Source organism: Nostoc sp. CCY 9925 (assembly GCF_963920935.1).
In the GTDB taxonomy this organism is placed as follows: domain Bacteria; phylum Cyanobacteriota; class Cyanobacteriia; order Cyanobacteriales; family Nostocaceae; genus Nostoc.
The window spans coordinates 66,432-84,941 of sequence record NZ_CAWUDO010000013.1 but is presented as its reverse complement, the minus strand read 5'-3'; the positions used below and the strand labels follow the sequence as shown (position 1 = coordinate 84,941).

Below are 18,510 nucleotides of genomic sequence, written 5' to 3'. Positions count from 1 at the left end.
GACCGCCAGAACAGCCACAAGTCTCTTCCCCTTGGGAAGGAGTAACTTCTGGAATCAATGCAATGCGCTACAGCTTAAAGCTGTGTGCAGCAATGCTTTTGTCCAAGCAATTGCTGTGGCACTTTTTGCAGGCAGCGTTGCCGCTGGGTTTTCGATTTGTATCTGCCCAAAGGACGGCTTCCTGAGGTTGGCGACTGCCTTGTTGCAGCTGGACTTAGGTGGCTTTTACCACCCAGTATCCACTACTGAGAAGCGATGCTAGCTCAGTTTTTAGTTTCCTAAACACCTTAAACAATCAGTTTAAGATTTTGCCTTTTTTGAGAGGCACAGGAGTCAATTTAGTCTGAAGCTGAGGATTGGCTTTGCTTCTTCCTTAACAAGCTCCAATGTTAACCCAAAAGCTTTCTTAGTTTACCAGCCTATGAACAATCTAAGTTAAGTTATCATCTTTGATTTGACTTATCAGCCTTTGATGGTAAAACTTTTTCAGAATGACATTGGTAGGCAAGCTAATTTGCACGTTTGGTCACAATCTAATAATATAAATCATTTATTTATGATTGTCCAGTAATTTTTTTGGGAGTGGGGAGATGCGGTTCGGCTTCTCTGCGAGACGCACTCGCGTTCGCTCAGCGACCGGGAGAGTGGGGAGAGATTAGAAAAAAGCATCCTTTGAGGCTTTGACTTGACACCAATGCCATCCTTCTCACCCCTCCCACACCTCCCAATTCCCAAAAAAATGCTCTATCTATCGTTTGACGGTAAATAATAGAGATATCTAAGGTGGGATAAGACGAAAATCTATGGCACTAATTACCACTGGCAACGCTTTAATCCGGGATCTGGAAAAATTTGGCGCTCTTGGATTGTATGTACCTCTGGAAGGAGGTTATGAAGGTCGGTATCAGCGCCGACTTCGTGCGGCTGGCTATACTACGCTGCACATTACTGCTAGGGGACTGGGCGACGTAGCCGCCTATCTCACAAGAGTTCATGGAGTTAGGCCTCCTCATCTGGGCAAAAAAAGTACCGGTAGCGGTGCAGCGGTAGGTTTTGTATACTATGCGCCACCACTTCTGAGTACTCATTTAGAACAGCTACCACCAAAGTCAAAAGGGCTAGTCTTGTGGATTATTGAAGGAAATATTCTTTCCGATCAGGAAATTGAATATTTAGCGAATTTGCCTAAGCTAGAACCACGAGTGAAAGTAGTCATCGAGAGGGGTGGCGATCGCGCTTTCCGTTGGACTTCTCTAGAAAAGACTCTGTTAGCTAGTTAATCCTTTGTCATTAGTCATTTATCCATTGTCATTTGTCTTTTCCTAATGACCAATGACCAATGACTAATGACTAAATTCAATTAACATTTCGATAGTACTAATCCGAAAACCGCAAGATGCAAACAACCGCCGGGAAGTTTCGTTTGCATTTGCTATATCTAACCTAATTTGCTTAACACCCATTTGAGAAAAGCGTTCAACAGTCTGCATTACCATTTGTCGCGCAATTCCGTTTTTGCGATATTCTGGCTCAACCCAAATATCATGAATAAAAGTAAATTCTTGTAAACGATAAATTGGGATTTCTTGCTCAATTGTCGCCACTAAAAACCCTACTAGTTGTCCTTGGTTTTCAGATACCAAAAATACACTGCGTACGCTGGAAGCGTCGGCAAAGCCATCGCTATTTGCCAACCGCGTTAACCATTTTTCATAGCGCTGTTCTGGATGGGCTAGAAAACCATACTTGGCGGAATCCCAAGACTCGTGCAAAGCACAAATTTTGGCAACCATTGGTAAAACTGCGGGTACGTCAGTTGGGGAAGCAGGGCGAATCAGCATAATACTATTTTGGATTTTAGATTTGAGATTGGAAATCCTCTTGGTGTATCTACATTTTCTCAATCTATCTAAAGTTTCTAATCCTGTTGGTGAGCAAATTTATAACCACCCCAGAGAGAAAGAGCGATCGCCACTACTAACAAAATCGGTATGCTGTACCAAGGAAACTGGGACAAGGGCAAATGAGCAGCTGCACGTAGTCCGATGCTGGCATAGGTTAGTGGCAACAGGTAAACTATAACTTTCAGGGCTGCTGGTAATGTCCCAGGGTCAAAGAAGGTCGCTCCTAAAAAAGACATAGGGATAATTATAAAGTTGTTGTAGAGTCCAACTGATTCGAGCGATCGCACACTCAACCCCACAATCACCCCTAACCCGGCAAATACAGCACAATTCAGTACAACTAGAAGTAGAAATAGCGGATTAAGAAAATTCCAGTTTCCGGTCAACAGTAGTGCTACTAAAATCACCGAACCGGATGTCATCAACCCCCGCAGTACTCCGGCCAACATTTTGCCAATGTGCAACGCTAATGGTTGTATGGGAGTTAACAACAATTCCTCGAAAGTTTTGCTAAATAATCTGTCTCCACAAATGGAAAATGTCGTTCCACCAAAGCTAATGGTCATTGACGACAGCGCCACCATCCCTGGTAATATAAATTCTAAATAGTTGTCATAGTTACCACTAATTGCTGAGCCTGGTTTGATGGAACTACCCAAACCTAAGCCAAAAGCTAAAATATATATCAGTGGAGATATTAACCCTGATGCAGCAACTTGCACAACTCTTGCACGTAAATCTAGCCAATCTCCCCAAAAAATAGTTAGACTATCAGCTAGGAGAATTTGAAATTGTGAAGTTTTGAAGCTCTTGACCGATAGTAGTGCTCTTTGAAATTTCACTTGCTTTAAGTTAGGTATTGAAATTGTATTCAAGGTTAATTTACATTGTTTGATACATCAAATACTAGGGGTAAAAAAAATCTGTGTGAGCAAAAGTTTCCAATGAAAATCGCTAATAAAAATTTATTAATCAAAAAATAGATAAAATGACTAGATAGTTAATGCAAATGGAAAGCATCAGCAACTAACGTTAAAATTATATTCAGACAGTTAAATAATTTACTATTTTTGTCATTCAAGAAGAGAATTGCCAGAAACTCCCACACAATTACACTTAAAACTAGGCATACTGAAAGAGGTAGAAAAATTTAGACTACCCCTGCTCAATTGGCGTGAAGGTGATTAAGCAACAATGAGACGTAAATCGACTGGTAGATCGGCTACTACTTCTAAACCCTCTAATTTCCAATCCCCGATGTTTAACCTCTTCACTATTGCAATTATGGGGGGGGTGTTAATTTTGGGAATTGGGATTGGCATTGCTTTTAGTTCTACAACCACGTTGGCGCCATCAAATGTGGCTTCCCGTGAATTCATTGACACCAAAGCACCGAACCCTGAGATCTGTGTGCAGTATGGAGCCAGTGCTATGGTGATGGACGCTAGACTGTTCGTGACTCTCAATCCCTTCAATGTCTATGTTTCTCAGCCAAGTATGCGTCCCGGATGCGTGATCCGACAAAATAACTGGGCACTTTTAGAACAGCGTCGGCTGGTAACATCCGATCAGGTAAGAGATTGCAAGAATCGCTTAAACACCTTTGGCTTTACAGGTAATTTGGACAGCGATAACCCTGATATTAGATGCATATATCAGAATGAAGCTGCTCAAAACTTCTTTACAGCTCAACCAGGAGCAGTTGGAACACCCCAGGAAACGGATAGATTTTAGATTGGGAATGGGGCATTAGCAAGAGGCACAGAGAGGCGAAAGCCTGCTGCAACTTTTCCTGTGCACTTGAAGCTCCCCATCTTTCCTACTCCCCATTCCCTACTTACTTTTAGGAAGGGGTTGACCAAACTCAATAATTTGAGGGTTGGAAACATTGGGAGCTGTTGGCACTGGAAATTCAGACATACCGAAAGTAGGAATGCTGTTCAATTTACCGGGTTGATTTGGGAAAGAAGGAGGGGGAAGAATAAAACTGGGTTGTTGAGGGGGTGCATTGGGTGTTAGAGGAGGTACAGTTACAAAAGGTTGACTTGAGTTAGTAGTTGTTGTTGAGGGCAGCTGAGTCGATAGAGGCTCAATTGTAAGTAAGGGCGCTTGTGAGTTAGGAGTAAGTACGGGTAGGTTAGTAGGCGGTTGTAAGTTAGTAGTAGTTACGAGTGGCTTAGTAGGCGGTTTTTGAGGTGATTTTTTGGGTGAAGATGCTGAATTTGCTGGTTTTACGGCAGTACTTTTACCAGAAATCACAGGACGTAATACCCAGCGAGTGGGGTTTTTTCGAGAAACTGGTTGCAGTTTTACCTGGTTGGGATTTAAAACAGTTCCTGGTGCTAAATCTAGAACAATGCGTGTGGCGTTTTCATTGAGCTGAGAAACACGAATACTTTTGATGACTCCAGAATAATTTTGCTGGGTGGTAACAGAACCTAACTTAGTATTGGGTAAATCCACAACCAAGCGAGGTGGTTGGGCAAGGTAGAAATAACGAGGAGTTGTGGCTGTTGAGAGAATGATTTCGAGTTGCTGTGTTTTTGGGGAAAAACGCCAATTATCTAGTTTTGCCACTGGTGTAACAGCAATGCTGGAAGTTTCAAGGGCGATCGTTGCATAAAAACCGAATACACTGAAGCTAAGTAGCTGTTTGTTCCAGTGACAATACCAGGTCTTTAATCTCTGAGCCATTTTTAATTATGCCTTTGATATTGAGTTCTGAGGAATTTCTAGTATAAGCTAAGAATTAAATTATACTTTTAACTTTTTATTACTCAGATCCCACTATAAAGATATACACTTACTTATGTTCTAAGTACCTATAATGAACTGCGTAGACCATAACGTATGAAAAAGTGAATAGAGAGTGGGGAGTGTGGACAGACCGAGGAGTGAGGGAAATTATAAAAAAGCTTCTCACCCTTCCCACACCTCCCATTGCCCCATCCCTTTTAATGGGTGTTGGACTTCTGAGATTTTTCCTGAACTTTTTCTGGCACAGCAGTAAATTTTAGAGTTTGTGGAATGCCATTGAGAGTTAATTGCCCTGGTATATTACCTCTCTCGACTAGTTGCATTTGAATTGTGACTGAGTTGAGAGGATCTTTCTGGGAGTGAGGGATATTGCAAAGGCTCGATCTGTTTATTTTCCCAGATAAATTTAACTGTTGATTTTTCAAGATGCCCATGAGAGAATGCTCTTCGTCAAGATCGGCGTTAGCGTTTGTTGGTAATACAGAAGCATTTAAGTAAATACCTGACTGCTCAATGTTTAATCTCAGGGTGTCTGATTTTTCACAGTTAGGCAAATTTTCAGCTAGTGTTAGACGATAGCGATCGCTAACTAAAGGAGGAGCTTTGAGATTGTTTTCTCCATAAACAGTTACGGTTTTAAACAGCACTAGCACTGAACTGATAGCTACTCCGTAAAAAGCTAAGGATTTGAAGTTGAAATGATTCATAATCTCAATTCCTGAGTTGTTGGCTCTTGGGTACTAACTTCAGGAAGCACGGAAGCCAGATGAGCAGTGACTTGACTGTAGCGACGGGTAATCAGCAGGGAAGAACGGCATTGGATAGCTAATTGGTCTGTATATCTTCCTAAGGTTTGACGCTCAATACCCCAAGTGCGACTGGTGCCAGCAATTGTCAGATCTACATTTTTCGAGGCTTCGACTACGGCTTGGATGGGATCTGGAGCTTGGACAACTTTGATTTCTATACGATCGCGTACACTACCTGGTAATTGCTCCATCATCGTATCCAGTTCGTAACTCAATTCATCCTTGAGGCGATTTTCTGGTAAAACGTGTAAAACCTGCAACATACAAGTTTCACGATTGATTAGCAATCTCAAAGCAAGTATTAATGCTAAATCATCGTGGATATTTGCAGAATAAGGCACTAACAAGCTTTCTAATCGGTCGCTTCCCCGATCTACAAATACTGCTACATCCACTGGTGCAGTGCTGAGAATTTGACCGACTCTTCCCCCCAAGCGGTTACTACTAAAAGCTGGGCGATGCCATCCCACGAGAATTAAATCAACTTGGTCTAGGGCGGCAATCTGGGCTGTTTCCCGTGCAACATTGCTGGATGTACGGACGATGGGATGCACGTAAGAGCGTGTTTCTGGAGGTTCGAGAGTATTAATTAATTCTTCTAACTGCTGGCGGCGCTGGCCGATTAATCGGTCTGCTTCAACTGGGGTACTCTCAAAGGCATAGTCTTCTTCAAATTCAATTAAGCTGAGGGGATGGACAACAGCCGATTGTCGATAGTTAAGAGCGATTGCTACTGCTAACTGTACTAAACCTTTTTGGGAATTCGGATTAGCCACTGGTACTAAAATCCGGTAGGGACGAGTGTAAGTTCCTTGTTGAGCAGTTGTATCTTCTGTATCTAAATGTATTTCGCCTTCTGCTTGTGACTCCGTTTCTACGACATCTAATCTGATTAGCTTTTTCGGATATGTCCATTCCAACAGTGGCGAGGTCATAAATGTAGTTACCAGCGCCATAATTACCAGCATGGTAAATACTAAGGGGGAAATTACTCCTAACTCCAAACCAATATTTAGCACTATCAACTCGGTCAAGCCGCGAGTATTCATTAACCAACCGAGTGCCGAGGCTTCCCGTTTATTAATCCCACTCACACGAGCAGCTATATAAGTACCAAAATATTTACCTGCGATCGCAACTGCTAAAACCAATGCACACAATAGCCATAATTCTGGACGATTCAGCAAGCCAATCTGTGTCCGCAAACCACTGTAGGCAAAAAATATTGGCAGCAAGAATATCAGGACAAAATCTTCGGTTTTTACTGCCAATTCGCGCACTAAATCTTCATTTTTGGGCATTGCTGCTCCCAGTAAAAATGCCCCAAAAATTAAGTGAATGCCAATCAGTTCAGTGATTAATGCAGATGCAACCACTCCCATATAAATCCCAGCTAAGACTAATTGGCTGAGGCGTCCCGCACGTCGGTAATGTTTGGCAAGACCTTCTAGAAACCAACGTCCCAGCGTTAGCATGAAGCCGATGTAGACTATACTCTCAATAATTGTAGGTACTGCACCAGCAAAATCGCCAGTTCGAGCTACAGCGATCGCTACTGCTAATAAACACCAAGCTGTGACATCATCCACCGCTGCACAAGTTAAGGCTAATGTTCCTAAGCGGGTTCCTTGTAAATTATTCTCAGTAATGATTCGTGCCAACACTGGAAAAGCAGTAATCGACATCGCCGCGCCCAAAAATAAGGCGAAGGCAGTAAACGAAACACTAGCGTTAGAAACTAGAGGATAAAGCACCACCGCTAGTAACGTTCCCAAGGAAAAAGGCACCAAAATACTGACATGAGAAGTTAAAACTGCCACTTCTAGCTGACCACTGAGGTATTTTGGATTTAGTTCTAGTCCAATCAGAAACATGAAAAATATTAGTCCCACCTGAGACAAAACATTTAGAAAAGGAATAGTTTCTGGTGGAAATAAGGTAACTGCTACATGGGGAGCTACTAAACCAAATAAAGATGGCCCAAGCATAATCCCAGCGACAATTTCACCAATTACCAGCGGTTGCTTAATAGAACGAAATCCTAGCCCTACTAGCCGTGAAAGTCCAATAACAATCAGTACCTCAACCAGAACGAGAACAACTATGTGCATGGTTTCCTCAAAAGTAACTATCTGGTTTTCCTAAGATAATTGTTTAAAATACTGGAAAATGTCAACCCCTCCTCTTGGCGAGAGACTACACAAACTGGAAATTCAAACTTCAAAATTCAGGCATTAACAACTGTATAAATCAATTTCTAAGCTTGTACGTTTAATTAGGAATTATGAATTATCAGGTCAAATTTGGAAGAGATCCTGAAGATTAATTTGTACTTATTGGTGATGTCAGTTGCTGTTAGTGGGAGATGAGGTACACAAGGGCAGAGGGGCAAAGAAGATAATAATAACTCTTCACCGGAAGCGGAGTATCTTTGCCTCCGCTCAATAGCCAACAGCCAAGGCTGAGCGGAGTCGAAGCCTTGACCCTGAGCGAACGCTCCGAATTCAAAATTCAAAATGACGCTCGCGGACACGGCTTAGCTGCGCTAACAAAATTCAAAATTAATGATCCCCATAAATAAATTTAGGGGCTTGTATCCGGGAGCATCTCACTTTTGTAAAAACACGTTTGCTCTGGCGAATGGAATTCGCGGCTATACAGACAAAAGCTACCGATCCTGGGTTTCAAATTCTTAGAGTCCGCGTAGGCGGACTTTGTTTGTGTAGCTGCGATTTCTAATCGCCTGGTATATTTGCTTTGTATTTTCGGTAAATGTCAAAACTCAGTACTTTGCTACAGTTCCTATCAGTAATTCATTGTTAATTTCCTATATAGATTTGTTTAAACAGTAAATTTTTCATAGCTTGTACCGTGCAATAAAAAGGCAACCAAGGGTGATGCCATGAGTGTAGTAACTACAGCCATAATAACCATAATAGTGAATAAAGTAGGGGTAATTATACCTTGCTCAAGACCAATATTGAGGATAATTAACTCCATTAAACCGCGAGCATTCATCAGAGCGCCGATAGTTGCTGATTCGCGCCAATTTTCTCCTGCTAATTTTGCTGCTAACATACAAGCAATACCTTTACCGAGAATTGCGATCGCCAAAATTAAGAGGGTAATTCCCCATAATGCAGGTGTATTTACTAGTCCGATTTGAGTGTTTAATCCAGAAAAGACAAAAAATATCGGCAGCAAAAAAGAAGTTGTGAAAAACTCTGTATATTGGCGAATTTGTTGGGCGAATTCTCCGCGTGGTGTTATTGCTCCCAAAATAAATGCACCGAATATTGCATAGATACCTGTGATATCAGTAAACCATGCACAAAACATCAAAACTATCAATAATAAAGTCAATGTTTGTCTATTCACACCCGCATCACGTTTTGTCATGCGTGTGAAGGCTTTAAGTAGACGTTGCCCGATAAAAATAGCAAATAGCACGTAGCAAATGCCACCACCAATTGCTAAGATGGCGATGTTGATGGAATTTTTCACACTAGCAAGCACGATCGCTAGCAAACACCAAGCAACTCCATCATCTACCGATGCTGCGCCTAAAGCCAAAGTCCCGAAGCGAGTTTGTGCAAGTCCGCGTTCGTAAAGAATCCGAGCTAACATCGGAAAAGCGGTGATTGTCATCGACGCACCTAGATATAAAGCGGCTGACCAAGGCACTACTTTTGGTTGAAAGAAATTGCCATTGTGGTATAACCAAAAAGAAGCGATCGCTCCTAAGATAAAAGGAGTAATAATCCCAGCCGCAGATAACAAACCCGCGCTTTTGATATGGTGTTTTAAGAGTTTTGTGTTGAACTCTAAACCAATCAAAAACATATAAATTGCTAATCCAATTTGACTGATGGCATATAAAATCGACATTGATGGATTGGGTATCTTATCTCCTAAAGCAGTGATAATCGGCAACTTAGGAAATAGCCATTGCTGGAAATCTGGTGCAATCAAACCCAGAAGTGATGGCCCTAGCATGACACCTGCAATCATTTCGCAAACAACATCAGTTTGACCGAGATAGCGGCGTCCTAAAATTGTAACTATGCGACAAGTGACTAAAATTACTGTCAGTTGCAGAAATAGCTGAATAACCAGATCAAAATTTGACATTGTATTTTATTGCGCAGAAATTAAATCTGAGTAAAGTAAATAATAATACAAATATATTTTTTTAGCACAGTAATGCCCACACATGTCTAATTGAATATAAAGGTAGGGGCGCACAGCTGTGCGCCCCTAGATTCATCTGTATTCTAGTGTGTTGAAAATTACTCTCACTAATTGATTCTGAATTCTCTTTTAACAATTACGAATTACAACCACTCTCCACCCCGAAAACGCCAACGGAGAAATATAATTCGCATCAGGCTTTGGGAAGTAATAAAAACTGCTAACCAGACGACGCTATAGTGTAATAAAAAATCTGTTGGTGACAGTTCTTCCTTTGGTAAAGGTATTGGTAAAAACCCAAAAAGTTTGATTCCACAGAACACAAACAGTAATTCCCAAATACCAGCTAAAAGTTGATAAGCTGCTGGCCAATCTCTGTCCCAGCGGAATTTTTGGAGATAGTTATAAAGTACATCCCAACCTAAACCAAAGACGGCGACATAACCAAGTATCCAAAAATAAACTGAGTTAGCACCAGAACCAATCAAACCCATTGCAAAGGGTAAAGATACGAGTACGCCTACAGTTACAAGTAATAGTAATCGAGTTTGCCAGCGGCCAAATAAAGTTGGTGTCATAGGAGTAGTTTTAGATTTTAGATTTTAGATTCAATCCAAAATCAAAGTTGCGCTGTAAGCACACCTTTGGTGCAGCCTAAAATCTAAAATTGTTATAGTTTCAGGTGGTAACTAAATCTAGAGAATGGTAATTTACTATAGCATCCCAATTGATTACGTCTTCTAACAAGGCTTGATAACCTAGTGTATTGGGATGAAGTCCATCATCGCTCAAGCGTTTGAGTCGCCAAGCTTCACCGCGTTCCATCCATATATCAAAAATATCTAAATAGGGAATTTGCCGTTTATCACAAGCAAGACGAGTTGCTTGTTTGTAGCGGTACTGATCGTCATGATTATAGTAAAAGCAATCTAAAAATGGCATCTTAGCTTCATCTACTGGCACCATGCCCACAAATAATACAGGACAGAGTTGTTGTGCCAAATCTAGCAGAGAAGCGATTTCCTTTTCAAATACGCTAAAATCTGTGTAACTCCGCCCATCGGGACGCGCCAAACGCGCTGAGTCGTTGACGCCTACTGATAAAATAATCAAATCAGGAACACGATTTCGCAACTCACCGCGATGGCGAAATTCAACTTCTAGCCTTTGGGCTACTTGTTGCGTGCGATCGCCTCTTACGCCTAAATTATAAAGAACATGACCCGCACTATCCGGCAACATCCACCATCGCCGTAGTTGCTCAATCCATCCCCCTTTTTCCGGGTCGCCAAATCCATATATTAAGCTGTCTCCCAGTGCGACAATCTTCTTTGGCTGAAAGTGTTTTGGTGGTACAGACAGCTGCATTGAGGAAGATGCTGAAAATGTGTGCATTTAAGAACTATATTTTATATCTATTCAAGATTCTATACATTTCTATACCATACATGGCTATCTTGAAAGATCCAAGCATCTATGTCGTTTCTAGCTGTTGATGTGGTTGCAAGATTAATATTGCCGCAGTTGAGAGCCTTTGAGGGTGAAAGTTAAGGTTCTGAGACTGACGGTTGCGCCTTTGATGCTGAAAGTTGCGGCTTTGAGGCTGACGATTGCGCCTTTAAGGCTCAAGTTTGGAGTTAGTTACTCAAGATAGCGTAGCGATCGCTCCATATTTCAGGTTATTTTAGGGATAATCGCTCTATCTTCTCTAAATTTACTCATCTGATTTTTCTATAATCTCTAATAATTGCTCTTTGATTTGCTTGGCGAGTTGAACGCTTGTGATAGTAGCCAGTGCGCCGCCTCCGGCTGTGAGACTGACCTCAGAAACTTTGTTTAAATAATGGTAGATTTTTTGCGTCTTGAAAGGATGAAAGGGAGATGAGAGAGAAGTAATTTTATCTGCCAAAGATTTCATTGACGGTAATCTTGACATCAGGGAAAGCTTGAATTAATAAAGTTTGACCCTTAGTAAACTTTTGAATATGCTGATATCCTGCGGCTGTTGGTTGTTGATAAACTTCGACAATTTGCTCGTTAATATCTACCAACCAAACTTCTATAATATTAGCTTCTGCATATAAAGGGATTTTCTCTTCCCGGTCATACACAACAGTCGAATCAGACACTTCAATTAATAAAAAAATATCCTGGGGTTCGGGGTGTGCTGTGGCGTAGAAATCACTACGGGGTTTGAGTAATGCGACATCTGGCTGGGGTTCTTAATTATTGTTCAACGCAATTGGATTTTGAGAAGCAAGTATAATGCGTTTCCCCAAGAGTTGAATCAACAGGTTAACAAGTCGATTTACACAAGCAGCGTGTTTTGTCCCAATTGGCGACATCTCAATGATTTCTCCCCGAATCAATTCCACTCGCTCATCGTCTTTGAGAATTCCCGACTCAACCATTTTGTGATATTGCTCAACTGTGAATTTCCGTCTTAGTAATTGCACAGACATCGCTACCTCAACTACTACTTATTTAATTATTTTTCAAAAAAAGAGTAGGGAATAAATATTATGCAATTCTTTGTTGAATCAGAATAAGATAAAGAGCGATCGCTTTAACTCTAACTTCTAAATTTCTCCCCTACTCTTGTACAGACGCGATTCATCGCGTCTGTACTTTCAACCTAGCACTGTTGAAATAGCTCTGCAAAACTTTTCGAGGCTGCTTCTGGCTTCGCAACAATCTCGACAACTTTATTCCGTGCAGCTGGTTGTAACAATGCCTCGACGCTAACTTGGGCGACTTTTTGCCGAGGAATGCTACCGTCAAACAGTGTATCAGCACCCTGCATCACAATGGAGTCAGTATTATCTTCATTCTTTAAGCCACCAGGCCGCACAATCGTATAAGTAAGACCACTTTTCTGGATGTATTCTTCAGCTTGCTTTTTCCAGACCAAAATTAGCCAAAACAAGTTCAGTGGATGGAATAACTTAGATGTACACAAAGAAGAAACTAAGACAAAATGCTCAATTCCTTTGGTCTTAGCAGCATGGACTAGATTTTTCGTACCTTCAAAATCCACTTTATAGGGGCCGGTGGGGTCAAAGCTAGGTTTTGCACCAGTAGCAACCAACACAACTGTGCTATCTCCCAAGGCAGCAGTTAGAGTTTCTGGTTGTAACACGTCGCCTACCACTAATTCGGCTTCAGGAGAGAGAATACCCCTAGCTTTTTCTATATCGCGCACCAGAGCTATGACTGGGATATTCCGCGCTACCAATTCTTGCACGATTCGGCGACCTGTTTCACCTGTTGCCCCTGCTACAAATGCTTTCATGAGAAATGCTATCCTGGGAAACTATTGTGTGCTTGTTCAGTTCTTTATTTTAGTGATTCTATGGAGTCGATGGCAGATTTTTGAGGTTTCTGTCAAAATAGGATACTTGTGCGAAACGACCCAAGTCAGCAGGGAATTATTAATATAGACGAACGCCAAAGTATACAGTAATGCATTTATGCTTTTAAGAAACGGCGAATACCAATCCTTGGAAATAACAGAAACAGTTTTACCAGTAGCATCCAGCCAAGAAGAAGCAAACGAGACATTAACAGAAACACATTTAGCGACACTAACAAAATTTTATGGTCGTTATCAAGACTGTATGGAAATGTTTGCTCCAGAGGTAAAGGTTGCTGAGTACCTCAATTCTCACAGTTCATGGTTTTCGCGCTGCGCTGAACCGATGAAGGTGCAAAGGTTGGGAGAAAATGGCTATGCTCTAGTAATTGGTCGTTTTGGTTCTTTTGGCTATGAAGTAGAACCAAAAATTGGTTTGGAATTATTACCTCCAGACGAGGGTATTTACCGCATCCGCACAATTCCCATTCCCGATTACCATCCACCTGGTTATGACGTAGATTACCGAGCATCCCTCAAGTTAACAGAAAACGTGGCAAATGGTGTTTCTACTGACATTGGGGAGGTGACCAGAGTTGAATGGGAGTTGGATTTAGTCGTTTATATACACTTTCCCAAGTTTATTCAGCGATTACCCAAGTCTTTAGTTCAATCTACAGGCGATCGCTTACTTAATCAAATCGTCCGCCAAGTCTCCCGCCGCTTAACTCGCAAAGTCCAAGAAGATTTTCATCACTCTTTGCAAATACCCTTTCCTGTCAATTCCAAGAAAAAGCGGTGAGTCAACCGATTTTGGATTTGTTTCGACCACAAGGTGTGAAGCATAAACCAAAAAAATCTCAAGTTGCTAGTCAACAGTTGTTTGTCCCTTGTCATAAACTAATGACAAAGGACAAATGACTAATTAACTATGCTTGAGTCAGAATTTTTTGGACAATTTGTACCCCACTAACAGCCTGCCAAACAAAAAGCCCTAAAAGCGTGAAATTCAACAAAATGTGAGTTGCACGCGCCCAATTTGCTCCTTTTTGCATGTAGGGAGACAAAGCCGCCGAAAATGCAATCAAACCCGTCATTCCCAATCCTGCTAGCAGGTGAGGCCCTACAAATAACTTGCCATTATTGATGTAAGTGACAGCCATCCCTCCAATTGCACCTGCCACCATCAAAGCTAGGAGTATAGACCCGATTTGATAATGTCTGACGTTATATCTACCTTTAATCAGTTCTTTCTTTTCTTCACCCTGAGCATTTCTGGTACGCTGTACTTGCAACCCCAAATAGGCGGCATAAATCGAGACTACTAATAGCGCCCACATCATCAGCGGATGAAAGAAGTTCAGCCAATATTTCACCGACGGAGAAAGTTCCAGACTCATCGTGTCCTCGCCCAATTATTAAATCTTCATAAAAATTAGCATAACTCTATTTTCTGTGCTTAAAGTTTCAGAAATTAAAGAAGAAGTCAGAATTGAGAATGGGCTACGCCCCGCCGCGCTAACAGAATTCAGAATGCAATTAGATTGGAGGGTTCAGCAGAAAGTCGAGGCACTCGTTTGGGCTTGTTTTGACTTAAGCTGAATTTTGAGGGTAGACGAATAACTTCCCTGTGTGGGATCTCATCGATGATTGAAAACAACGATACTTTGCTGCTGAAGGCTGCTAAAAGTGGGGATATCAAGGGGCTGTGCGGGCTACTAGCTGCTGGTGTGAAGGTGGATACGTGCGATCACCAAGGCACCACAGCTTTAATGTTTGCTGCCAATTTAGGCTACACCGAAATTGTGCGATCGCTGCTGGATGCTGGGGCAAATATCAATTTAAAAAGAAAACTCTATGGTTTGACGCCTTTGATGTTAGCAGCTAGCGCCAAACAGCTTGACATTGTGCAGCTTTTAATATCTAGAGGTGCTGATGTCAACGCCACTAATGAAGATGGCAGCACAGCTTTAATGGCAGTAGTAGTTAAAGGTCATGTGGAAATAGTACGAGTTCTATTGGCTGCTGGTGGTTTAGTGGACATCGCTGATAAAGATGATGATACGGCTTTGAAGCTAGCAGTTAAGCACGCACACGTAGAAGTTATAAAAGCAATCCTCGAAGCTAGTGTAGATGTCAATGTCCCAGATGAGGAGGGTGAGACACCGTTAATGTTAGCGGCAGATTTGGGACATCTGGAGGTTGTTCAAGCACTGCTGGCGGCGGGGGCTGATGTGAACGCGAAAAACGCTGGTGGTGGAACTGCGTTATCGGCGGCCGCGGCGGCAGGACACAGTGCGCTCGCATCTGCTTTACTCGATCGGGGGGCCCAGATTAATCTCCAAGACCAGGATGGTGAAACTGCCTTACATCTTGCCGTTGTGGAAGGCTATGTTGATGTGGTGCAAGTGTTACTTAACAAAGGTGCGGATGTACAAATTAAAAACCATCTTGGTGACACGCCATTGTTGGTAGCAGCATTGCAGGGACACAACCAAATTGTGGAAGTACTGCTGCGTTGTGGAGGAGATATTTGTGGAAAAAACCTCGGTGAAGTACCTTTGACGCTGGCTGCATCACATGGGCACACCCAAACAGTGAAAGTATTGCTCAATTATGGTGCTGATACCAATGTTCGAGCAGATGATGGTAAAAGTGCTTTGATTAAGGCAACTGAACGCCAGCACACAAAGGTGGTAGAAATCCTCTTAGCAAAGGGGGCAGATATCAACTTTCAAGACTCAGCAAGGGCAACAGCATTGATGTGGGCTGCTTCAGCCGGTTATGGAGAGATTGTGCAGTTATTAATCCAAGCTGGGGCTGATGTGAATTTGAAAAACCGAGGCGGTTACACTGCTTTGATGATTGCAGAATTTAATGGTTATCAGGATATTGTACGGAGTTTGCAAAACGCTGGAGCGCAGGAATAAGGGCGGAGGGAGTGTAGGGAGAGAAGGGGGAAAGATTTCTTTCCATCCTCCCACACCTCCCAATGCCCTATCCCCTGAATTCTGACGCCTTTATTCTCTTTTTATAAAATATTGTTACAAGCATATTGACAATCAATTAAATCAAAGTTATTTACTTAAATACCAATCAAGGTTTACTAAAACCAAAGTTGAGCAATTACATCGATCGGGTTTAGCTAAAGCCTGAAATGCTTACTGATGAATAGCGGGTCTCATGCTTGTTATGAAGTAAGAAATAAATCTCTAGATTCCTCTAGAATTTAGATAGCATAAACAAAAGAAAGCAAAAATCCGTCGCAGCTGTTGTGAGCTTGCTGCAACGGATGAAAGAAAAATTAAAACGCCGAGATGGAGCAGGGAAAATGCTTGCGCCACAAGGATAGAAAGCGGGCAAAAATGAAGAAGGAAACTTACCTTAATTACTTTGTAGCTTTTACCTTGTACCTTTTACCAGTCTCCCCCTCGGCGTTTCCTACTGTGCTAGATGTGCAAAATATATAGTTTTTATTTGAAGATAAAAGTATTCTAAACATCATTTTTAATGTATAATATTAGACGCTAAGCATAAACTAGTAATCAAAAAAGCCTGATTTGCGAGTATTTGGGCGATCGCTACGGAAAGTCCCAGAGAATATAAATAAAATATTAAATTTAGTAGAATCACTGTAGTCAATTTCCAATTGTCAGTAATTTGATGAGTATCGAAATTTAAACCGAATTATTGACTAGCTTGAAATATAGACAGTAGGGACTGGATACTGAAACTTTTTGTTGCAGTAGGCTGTGCCAATTGAGGAAACCTCTTTCCAAGACGCTTGGCGAACGCCAGAGAGTTTCCGCAAAATCTCAAATCCAAAAATGTATATCTATTAGTTTTGGATTATCTCGATCTAATAGCAGCATAATTAGTTTTATAAATAGGAAGTGTTTCTTTAGCTTGCGTAGAAACAGAACTATTTTCTGGAATAGCTTCTAATAGCTTAATAGCTTGCTTCCATTTATCTTTTGCTTGCTGGCGAGTTATTGTTGAATGAGGTGAATTGTGTACAAAAAACGTAGCTTCTATTGCCAATTTTTGCGCTAATTCTAAGTTGGTAGTTGCTTTTTTTTCAGTTAAAACTATTTTACTAATAGCGTTATAGTTAATCCGATAACGAGTTAATTTATTCTTTGCTTGGTCAGAGACTGATGTTTGAGTAGGAATGCTATTTAACAAATTTATTGCTTGATACCATTTAGTTTCTGCTTGTTGCCATGTTTGTAGAGAATGTGGCGGCTTTTGGACTAAAGAAGCAGCTTCCATACCGAGTTTTTGAGCAGATTTAAAGTTAGCGATCGCTCTTTCTTCTTGAGTTAAAATTCGACTTTTTAATTGTGGATTCCGGTCTTGTATTTGCCAACTAGCAAAACCTAACATTAATAAGCTTGAGACTATAAAAAAAGCTGAGCCTATTATTTTATTTGTCGGCAATTTTATGCCATCATCTAATTGATTTTTAATAACTAATTTTTTCGTACTTTGGTGTTCAATCTTTTTTAGAGCTTGTTCTGCCTGTTCTCTTAAAGTGTCACCTTGAATAATTAAAGTAGCAATTTGTTCTTGAAAAATATCACAATCATTCAATATATTGGTTAACTCTTGAATTTTACCATCACTTGATATAATTAATTCGTGGTCATCATCCAACCACTCTAAGGTAAATCCAGATTTACCGCAAAAAGCAGAGACTCCTAATAAAATAGTTAGTAAGCTATGACTAGTTTTGATAGTATTAAAAATATAGTTTAACTTTTGTTGTAGCTGTAATAATTCTTTTTGAGAATTGCTGATTTTTTGAAATTGATACTCCAAATTTTTAGAGTTGGTGAAGACTAAACTACTTTTTAAGTTTTCAGTAATTGCTTTAAATTTAGCAGGTAAACTGATATGTGAACTATCAGAATTGAGTTGATTTACTAATTGAAGATCGCTGAGAATATCCGCAGCTAAAGCCTGCAAAAAATAGCCCCATTCAATCCAGGTTTCAATTTTTTTTTGTAAATCAGTTAATGAAAGTTTAGTTTCCGAATTCCCAAATTTTGCTGCTAGGACTGGATCTACTAATCCAATATGAGGTATAAACAAACTGGCTACTGTATTACTTCGAGGAAGTGTGGCGATCGCCGAATTATTAAGATTGTCAAATTTTAATTCTTGAACAATTATTTTTTGAATATTCCTGAGTTCTTCCTGAGCATTATTAATCAGTATAATTTGTTGCATGATTTCATGAGAATCGCTAATAGTTAGCTTCAAACTCTGAATCAATTTTGGCAATTCACTAACAAGTAATTCGAGGTTAGCCATAAATACCCCTTAGGGATTTGTCGAAAATATATGCGAAACAATTAAAATGGCTGAAGTAAGAACATAACCACGTCTATTGCCTCTGAGCATCCTAAATGAATGACAAATTTCAGGAACTATAGAATACATAGTTCCCCGAAATCCTACTAAAGTAACAATTTCAGTTTAAAAATCCCAAAGA

At 40.8% G+C, this 18,510-nt stretch carries 16 protein-coding genes and 1 pseudogene; 4 read left to right on the top strand and 13 right to left on the bottom strand.

Annotated features, from left to right (window positions below; all coding sequences use genetic code 11):
- The first annotated feature begins 803 nt into the window (after positions 1-803).
- Positions 804-1,280, top strand: coding sequence for an NAD(P)H-quinone oxidoreductase subunit N (locus ACM0OY_RS09750; protein ID WP_414568665.1), 477 nt, complete (start codon positions 804-806; stop codon positions 1,278-1,280).
- 63 nt (positions 1,281-1,343) lie between these two features.
- Here the strand turns inward: ACM0OY_RS09750 and ACM0OY_RS09745 are convergent, their stop codons facing one another.
- Both ACM0OY_RS09745 and ACM0OY_RS09740 read right to left on the bottom strand, forming a co-directional pair.
- The gene (locus tag ACM0OY_RS09745; protein ID WP_414568664.1) at positions 1,344-1,841 is read right to left on the bottom strand and encodes an N-acetyltransferase family protein; all 498 of its coding nucleotides are present in this window, start codon (positions 1,839-1,841) and stop codon (positions 1,344-1,346) included.
- Positions 1,842-1,918: 77 nt separating this feature from the next.
- On the bottom strand, positions 1,919-2,746 hold the full coding sequence (locus ACM0OY_RS09740; RefSeq protein ID WP_414568663.1) for an ABC transporter permease: 828 nt from the start codon (positions 2,744-2,746) through the stop codon (positions 1,919-1,921).
- 352 nt (positions 2,747-3,098) lie between these two features.
- Here ACM0OY_RS09740 and ACM0OY_RS09735 point away from each other — a divergent pair, with 352 nt between their 5' ends.
- Positions 3,099-3,638 carry a DUF3172 domain-containing protein gene (locus ACM0OY_RS09735; protein ID WP_414568662.1) on the top strand — a complete coding sequence of 180 codons (540 nt, stop codon included), beginning with the start codon at positions 3,099-3,101 and terminating at the stop codon, positions 3,636-3,638.
- 99 nt (positions 3,639-3,737) lie between these two features.
- Here the strand turns inward: ACM0OY_RS09735 and ACM0OY_RS09730 are convergent, their stop codons facing one another.
- From ACM0OY_RS09730 to ACM0OY_RS09690, 9 genes and pseudogenes are all read right to left on the bottom strand, one after another.
- Entirely contained in the window at positions 3,738-4,598 is an 861-nt protein-coding gene (locus ACM0OY_RS09730; RefSeq protein ID WP_414568661.1) for an AMIN domain-containing protein, read from the bottom strand.
- A gap of 260 nt (positions 4,599-4,858) precedes the next feature.
- Positions 4,859-5,368, bottom strand: a complete 510-nt coding sequence (locus ACM0OY_RS09725; protein WP_414568660.1) for a hypothetical protein — start codon at positions 5,366-5,368, stop codon at positions 4,859-4,861.
- Positions 5,365-7,581, bottom strand: coding sequence for a cation:proton antiporter (locus ACM0OY_RS09720; protein ID WP_414568659.1), 2,217 nt, complete (start codon positions 7,579-7,581; stop codon positions 5,365-5,367). Before ACM0OY_RS09720 ends, ACM0OY_RS09725 begins: the two co-directional genes overlap by 4 nt.
- A gap of 730 nt (positions 7,582-8,311) precedes the next feature.
- On the bottom strand, positions 8,312-9,601 hold the full coding sequence (locus ACM0OY_RS09715; protein ID WP_414568658.1) for a cation:proton antiporter: 1,290 nt from the start codon (positions 9,599-9,601) through the stop codon (positions 8,312-8,314).
- A 203-nt stretch (positions 9,602-9,804) separates the two neighbouring features.
- Positions 9,805-10,239: a hypothetical protein gene (locus ACM0OY_RS09710; protein ID WP_414568657.1), complete on the bottom strand. Its 435-nt coding sequence runs from the start codon at positions 10,237-10,239 to the stop codon at positions 9,805-9,807.
- A gap of 100 nt (positions 10,240-10,339) precedes the next feature.
- Complete coding sequence (locus tag ACM0OY_RS09705) at positions 10,340-11,056, bottom strand: GDSL-type esterase/lipase family protein (RefSeq protein ID WP_414568656.1); 717 nt, start codon at positions 11,054-11,056, stop codon at positions 10,340-10,342.
- Positions 11,057-11,375: 319 nt separating this feature from the next.
- Positions 11,376-11,579 carry a hypothetical protein gene (locus ACM0OY_RS09700; protein WP_414568655.1) on the bottom strand — a complete coding sequence of 68 codons (204 nt, stop codon included), beginning with the start codon at positions 11,577-11,579 and terminating at the stop codon, positions 11,376-11,378.
- Positions 11,560-12,123, bottom strand: a pseudogene (locus ACM0OY_RS09695) (Uma2 family endonuclease). The gene ACM0OY_RS09700 and the pseudogene ACM0OY_RS09695 overlap by 20 nt, the downstream one beginning before the upstream one ends.
- A 173-nt stretch (positions 12,124-12,296) precedes the next feature.
- Positions 12,297-12,953 carry an NAD(P)H-binding protein gene (locus tag ACM0OY_RS09690; protein WP_414568654.1) on the bottom strand — a complete coding sequence of 219 codons (657 nt, stop codon included), beginning with the start codon at positions 12,951-12,953 and terminating at the stop codon, positions 12,297-12,299.
- 178 nt (positions 12,954-13,131) lie between these two features.
- Here ACM0OY_RS09690 and ACM0OY_RS09685 point away from each other — a divergent pair, with 178 nt between their 5' ends.
- A complete protein-coding gene (locus ACM0OY_RS09685; RefSeq protein WP_414568653.1) occupies positions 13,132-13,815 on the top strand; it encodes a DUF1997 domain-containing protein in 684 nt (227 codons plus the stop codon).
- A 127-nt stretch (positions 13,816-13,942) separates the two neighbouring features.
- Here the strand turns inward: ACM0OY_RS09685 and ACM0OY_RS09680 are convergent, their stop codons facing one another.
- Entirely contained in the window at positions 13,943-14,413 is a 471-nt protein-coding gene (locus tag ACM0OY_RS09680) for a DUF4079 domain-containing protein (protein ID WP_096536995.1), read from the bottom strand.
- A 246-nt stretch (positions 14,414-14,659) separates the two neighbouring features.
- Between ACM0OY_RS09680 and ACM0OY_RS09675 the strand changes: the two genes are divergently transcribed.
- Positions 14,660-15,943 (top strand): ankyrin repeat domain-containing protein, encoded by a 1,284-nt coding sequence (locus ACM0OY_RS09675; protein ID WP_414568652.1) that lies wholly within the window; start codon positions 14,660-14,662, stop codon positions 15,941-15,943.
- Positions 15,944-16,862: 919 nt separating this feature from the next.
- Here the strand turns inward: ACM0OY_RS09675 and ACM0OY_RS09670 are convergent.
- Complete coding sequence (locus ACM0OY_RS09670; RefSeq protein ID WP_414568651.1) at positions 16,863-18,329, bottom strand: hypothetical protein; 1,467 nt, start codon at positions 18,327-18,329, stop codon at positions 16,863-16,865.
- Positions 18,330-18,510 lie beyond the last annotated feature (181 nt).

Bases quoted from the DNA above. Each gene is read 5' to 3' on its own strand.
- ACM0OY_RS09700 (WP_414568655.1), bottom strand. From the start codon at position 11,579: ATGAAATCTTTGGCAGATAAAATTACTTCTCTCTCATCTCCCTTTCAT.
- ACM0OY_RS09680 (WP_096536995.1), bottom strand. From the start codon at position 14,413: ATGAGTCTGGAACTTTCTCCGTCGGTGAAATATTGGCTGAACTTCTTT.
- ACM0OY_RS09690 (WP_414568654.1), bottom strand. From the start codon at position 12,953: ATGAAAGCATTTGTAGCAGGGGCAACAGGTGAAACAGGTCGCCGAATC.
- ACM0OY_RS09670 (WP_414568651.1), bottom strand. From the start codon at position 18,329: ATGGCTAACCTCGAATTACTTGTTAGTGAATTGCCAAAATTGATTCAG.
- ACM0OY_RS09715 (WP_414568658.1), bottom strand. From the start codon at position 9,601: ATGTCAAATTTTGATCTGGTTATTCAGCTATTTCTGCAACTGACAGTA.
- ACM0OY_RS09730 (WP_414568661.1), bottom strand. From the start codon at position 4,598: ATGGCTCAGAGATTAAAGACCTGGTATTGTCACTGGAACAAACAGCTA.
- ACM0OY_RS09735 (WP_414568662.1), top strand. From the start codon at position 3,099: ATGAGACGTAAATCGACTGGTAGATCGGCTACTACTTCTAAACCCTCT.
- ACM0OY_RS09710 (WP_414568657.1), bottom strand. From the start codon at position 10,239: ATGACACCAACTTTATTTGGCCGCTGGCAAACTCGATTACTATTACTT.
- ACM0OY_RS09675 (WP_414568652.1), top strand. From the start codon at position 14,660: ATGATTGAAAACAACGATACTTTGCTGCTGAAGGCTGCTAAAAGTGGG.
- ACM0OY_RS09720 (WP_414568659.1), bottom strand. From the start codon at position 7,581: ATGCACATAGTTGTTCTCGTTCTGGTTGAGGTACTGATTGTTATTGGA.
- ACM0OY_RS09685 (WP_414568653.1), top strand. From the start codon at position 13,132: ATGCTTTTAAGAAACGGCGAATACCAATCCTTGGAAATAACAGAAACA.
- ACM0OY_RS09745 (WP_414568664.1), bottom strand. From the start codon at position 1,841: ATGCTGATTCGCCCTGCTTCCCCAACTGACGTACCCGCAGTTTTACCA.
- ACM0OY_RS09705 (WP_414568656.1), bottom strand. From the start codon at position 11,056: ATGCACACATTTTCAGCATCTTCCTCAATGCAGCTGTCTGTACCACCA.
- ACM0OY_RS09725 (WP_414568660.1), bottom strand. From the start codon at position 5,368: ATGAATCATTTCAACTTCAAATCCTTAGCTTTTTACGGAGTAGCTATC.
- ACM0OY_RS09750 (WP_414568665.1), top strand. From the start codon at position 804: ATGGCACTAATTACCACTGGCAACGCTTTAATCCGGGATCTGGAAAAA.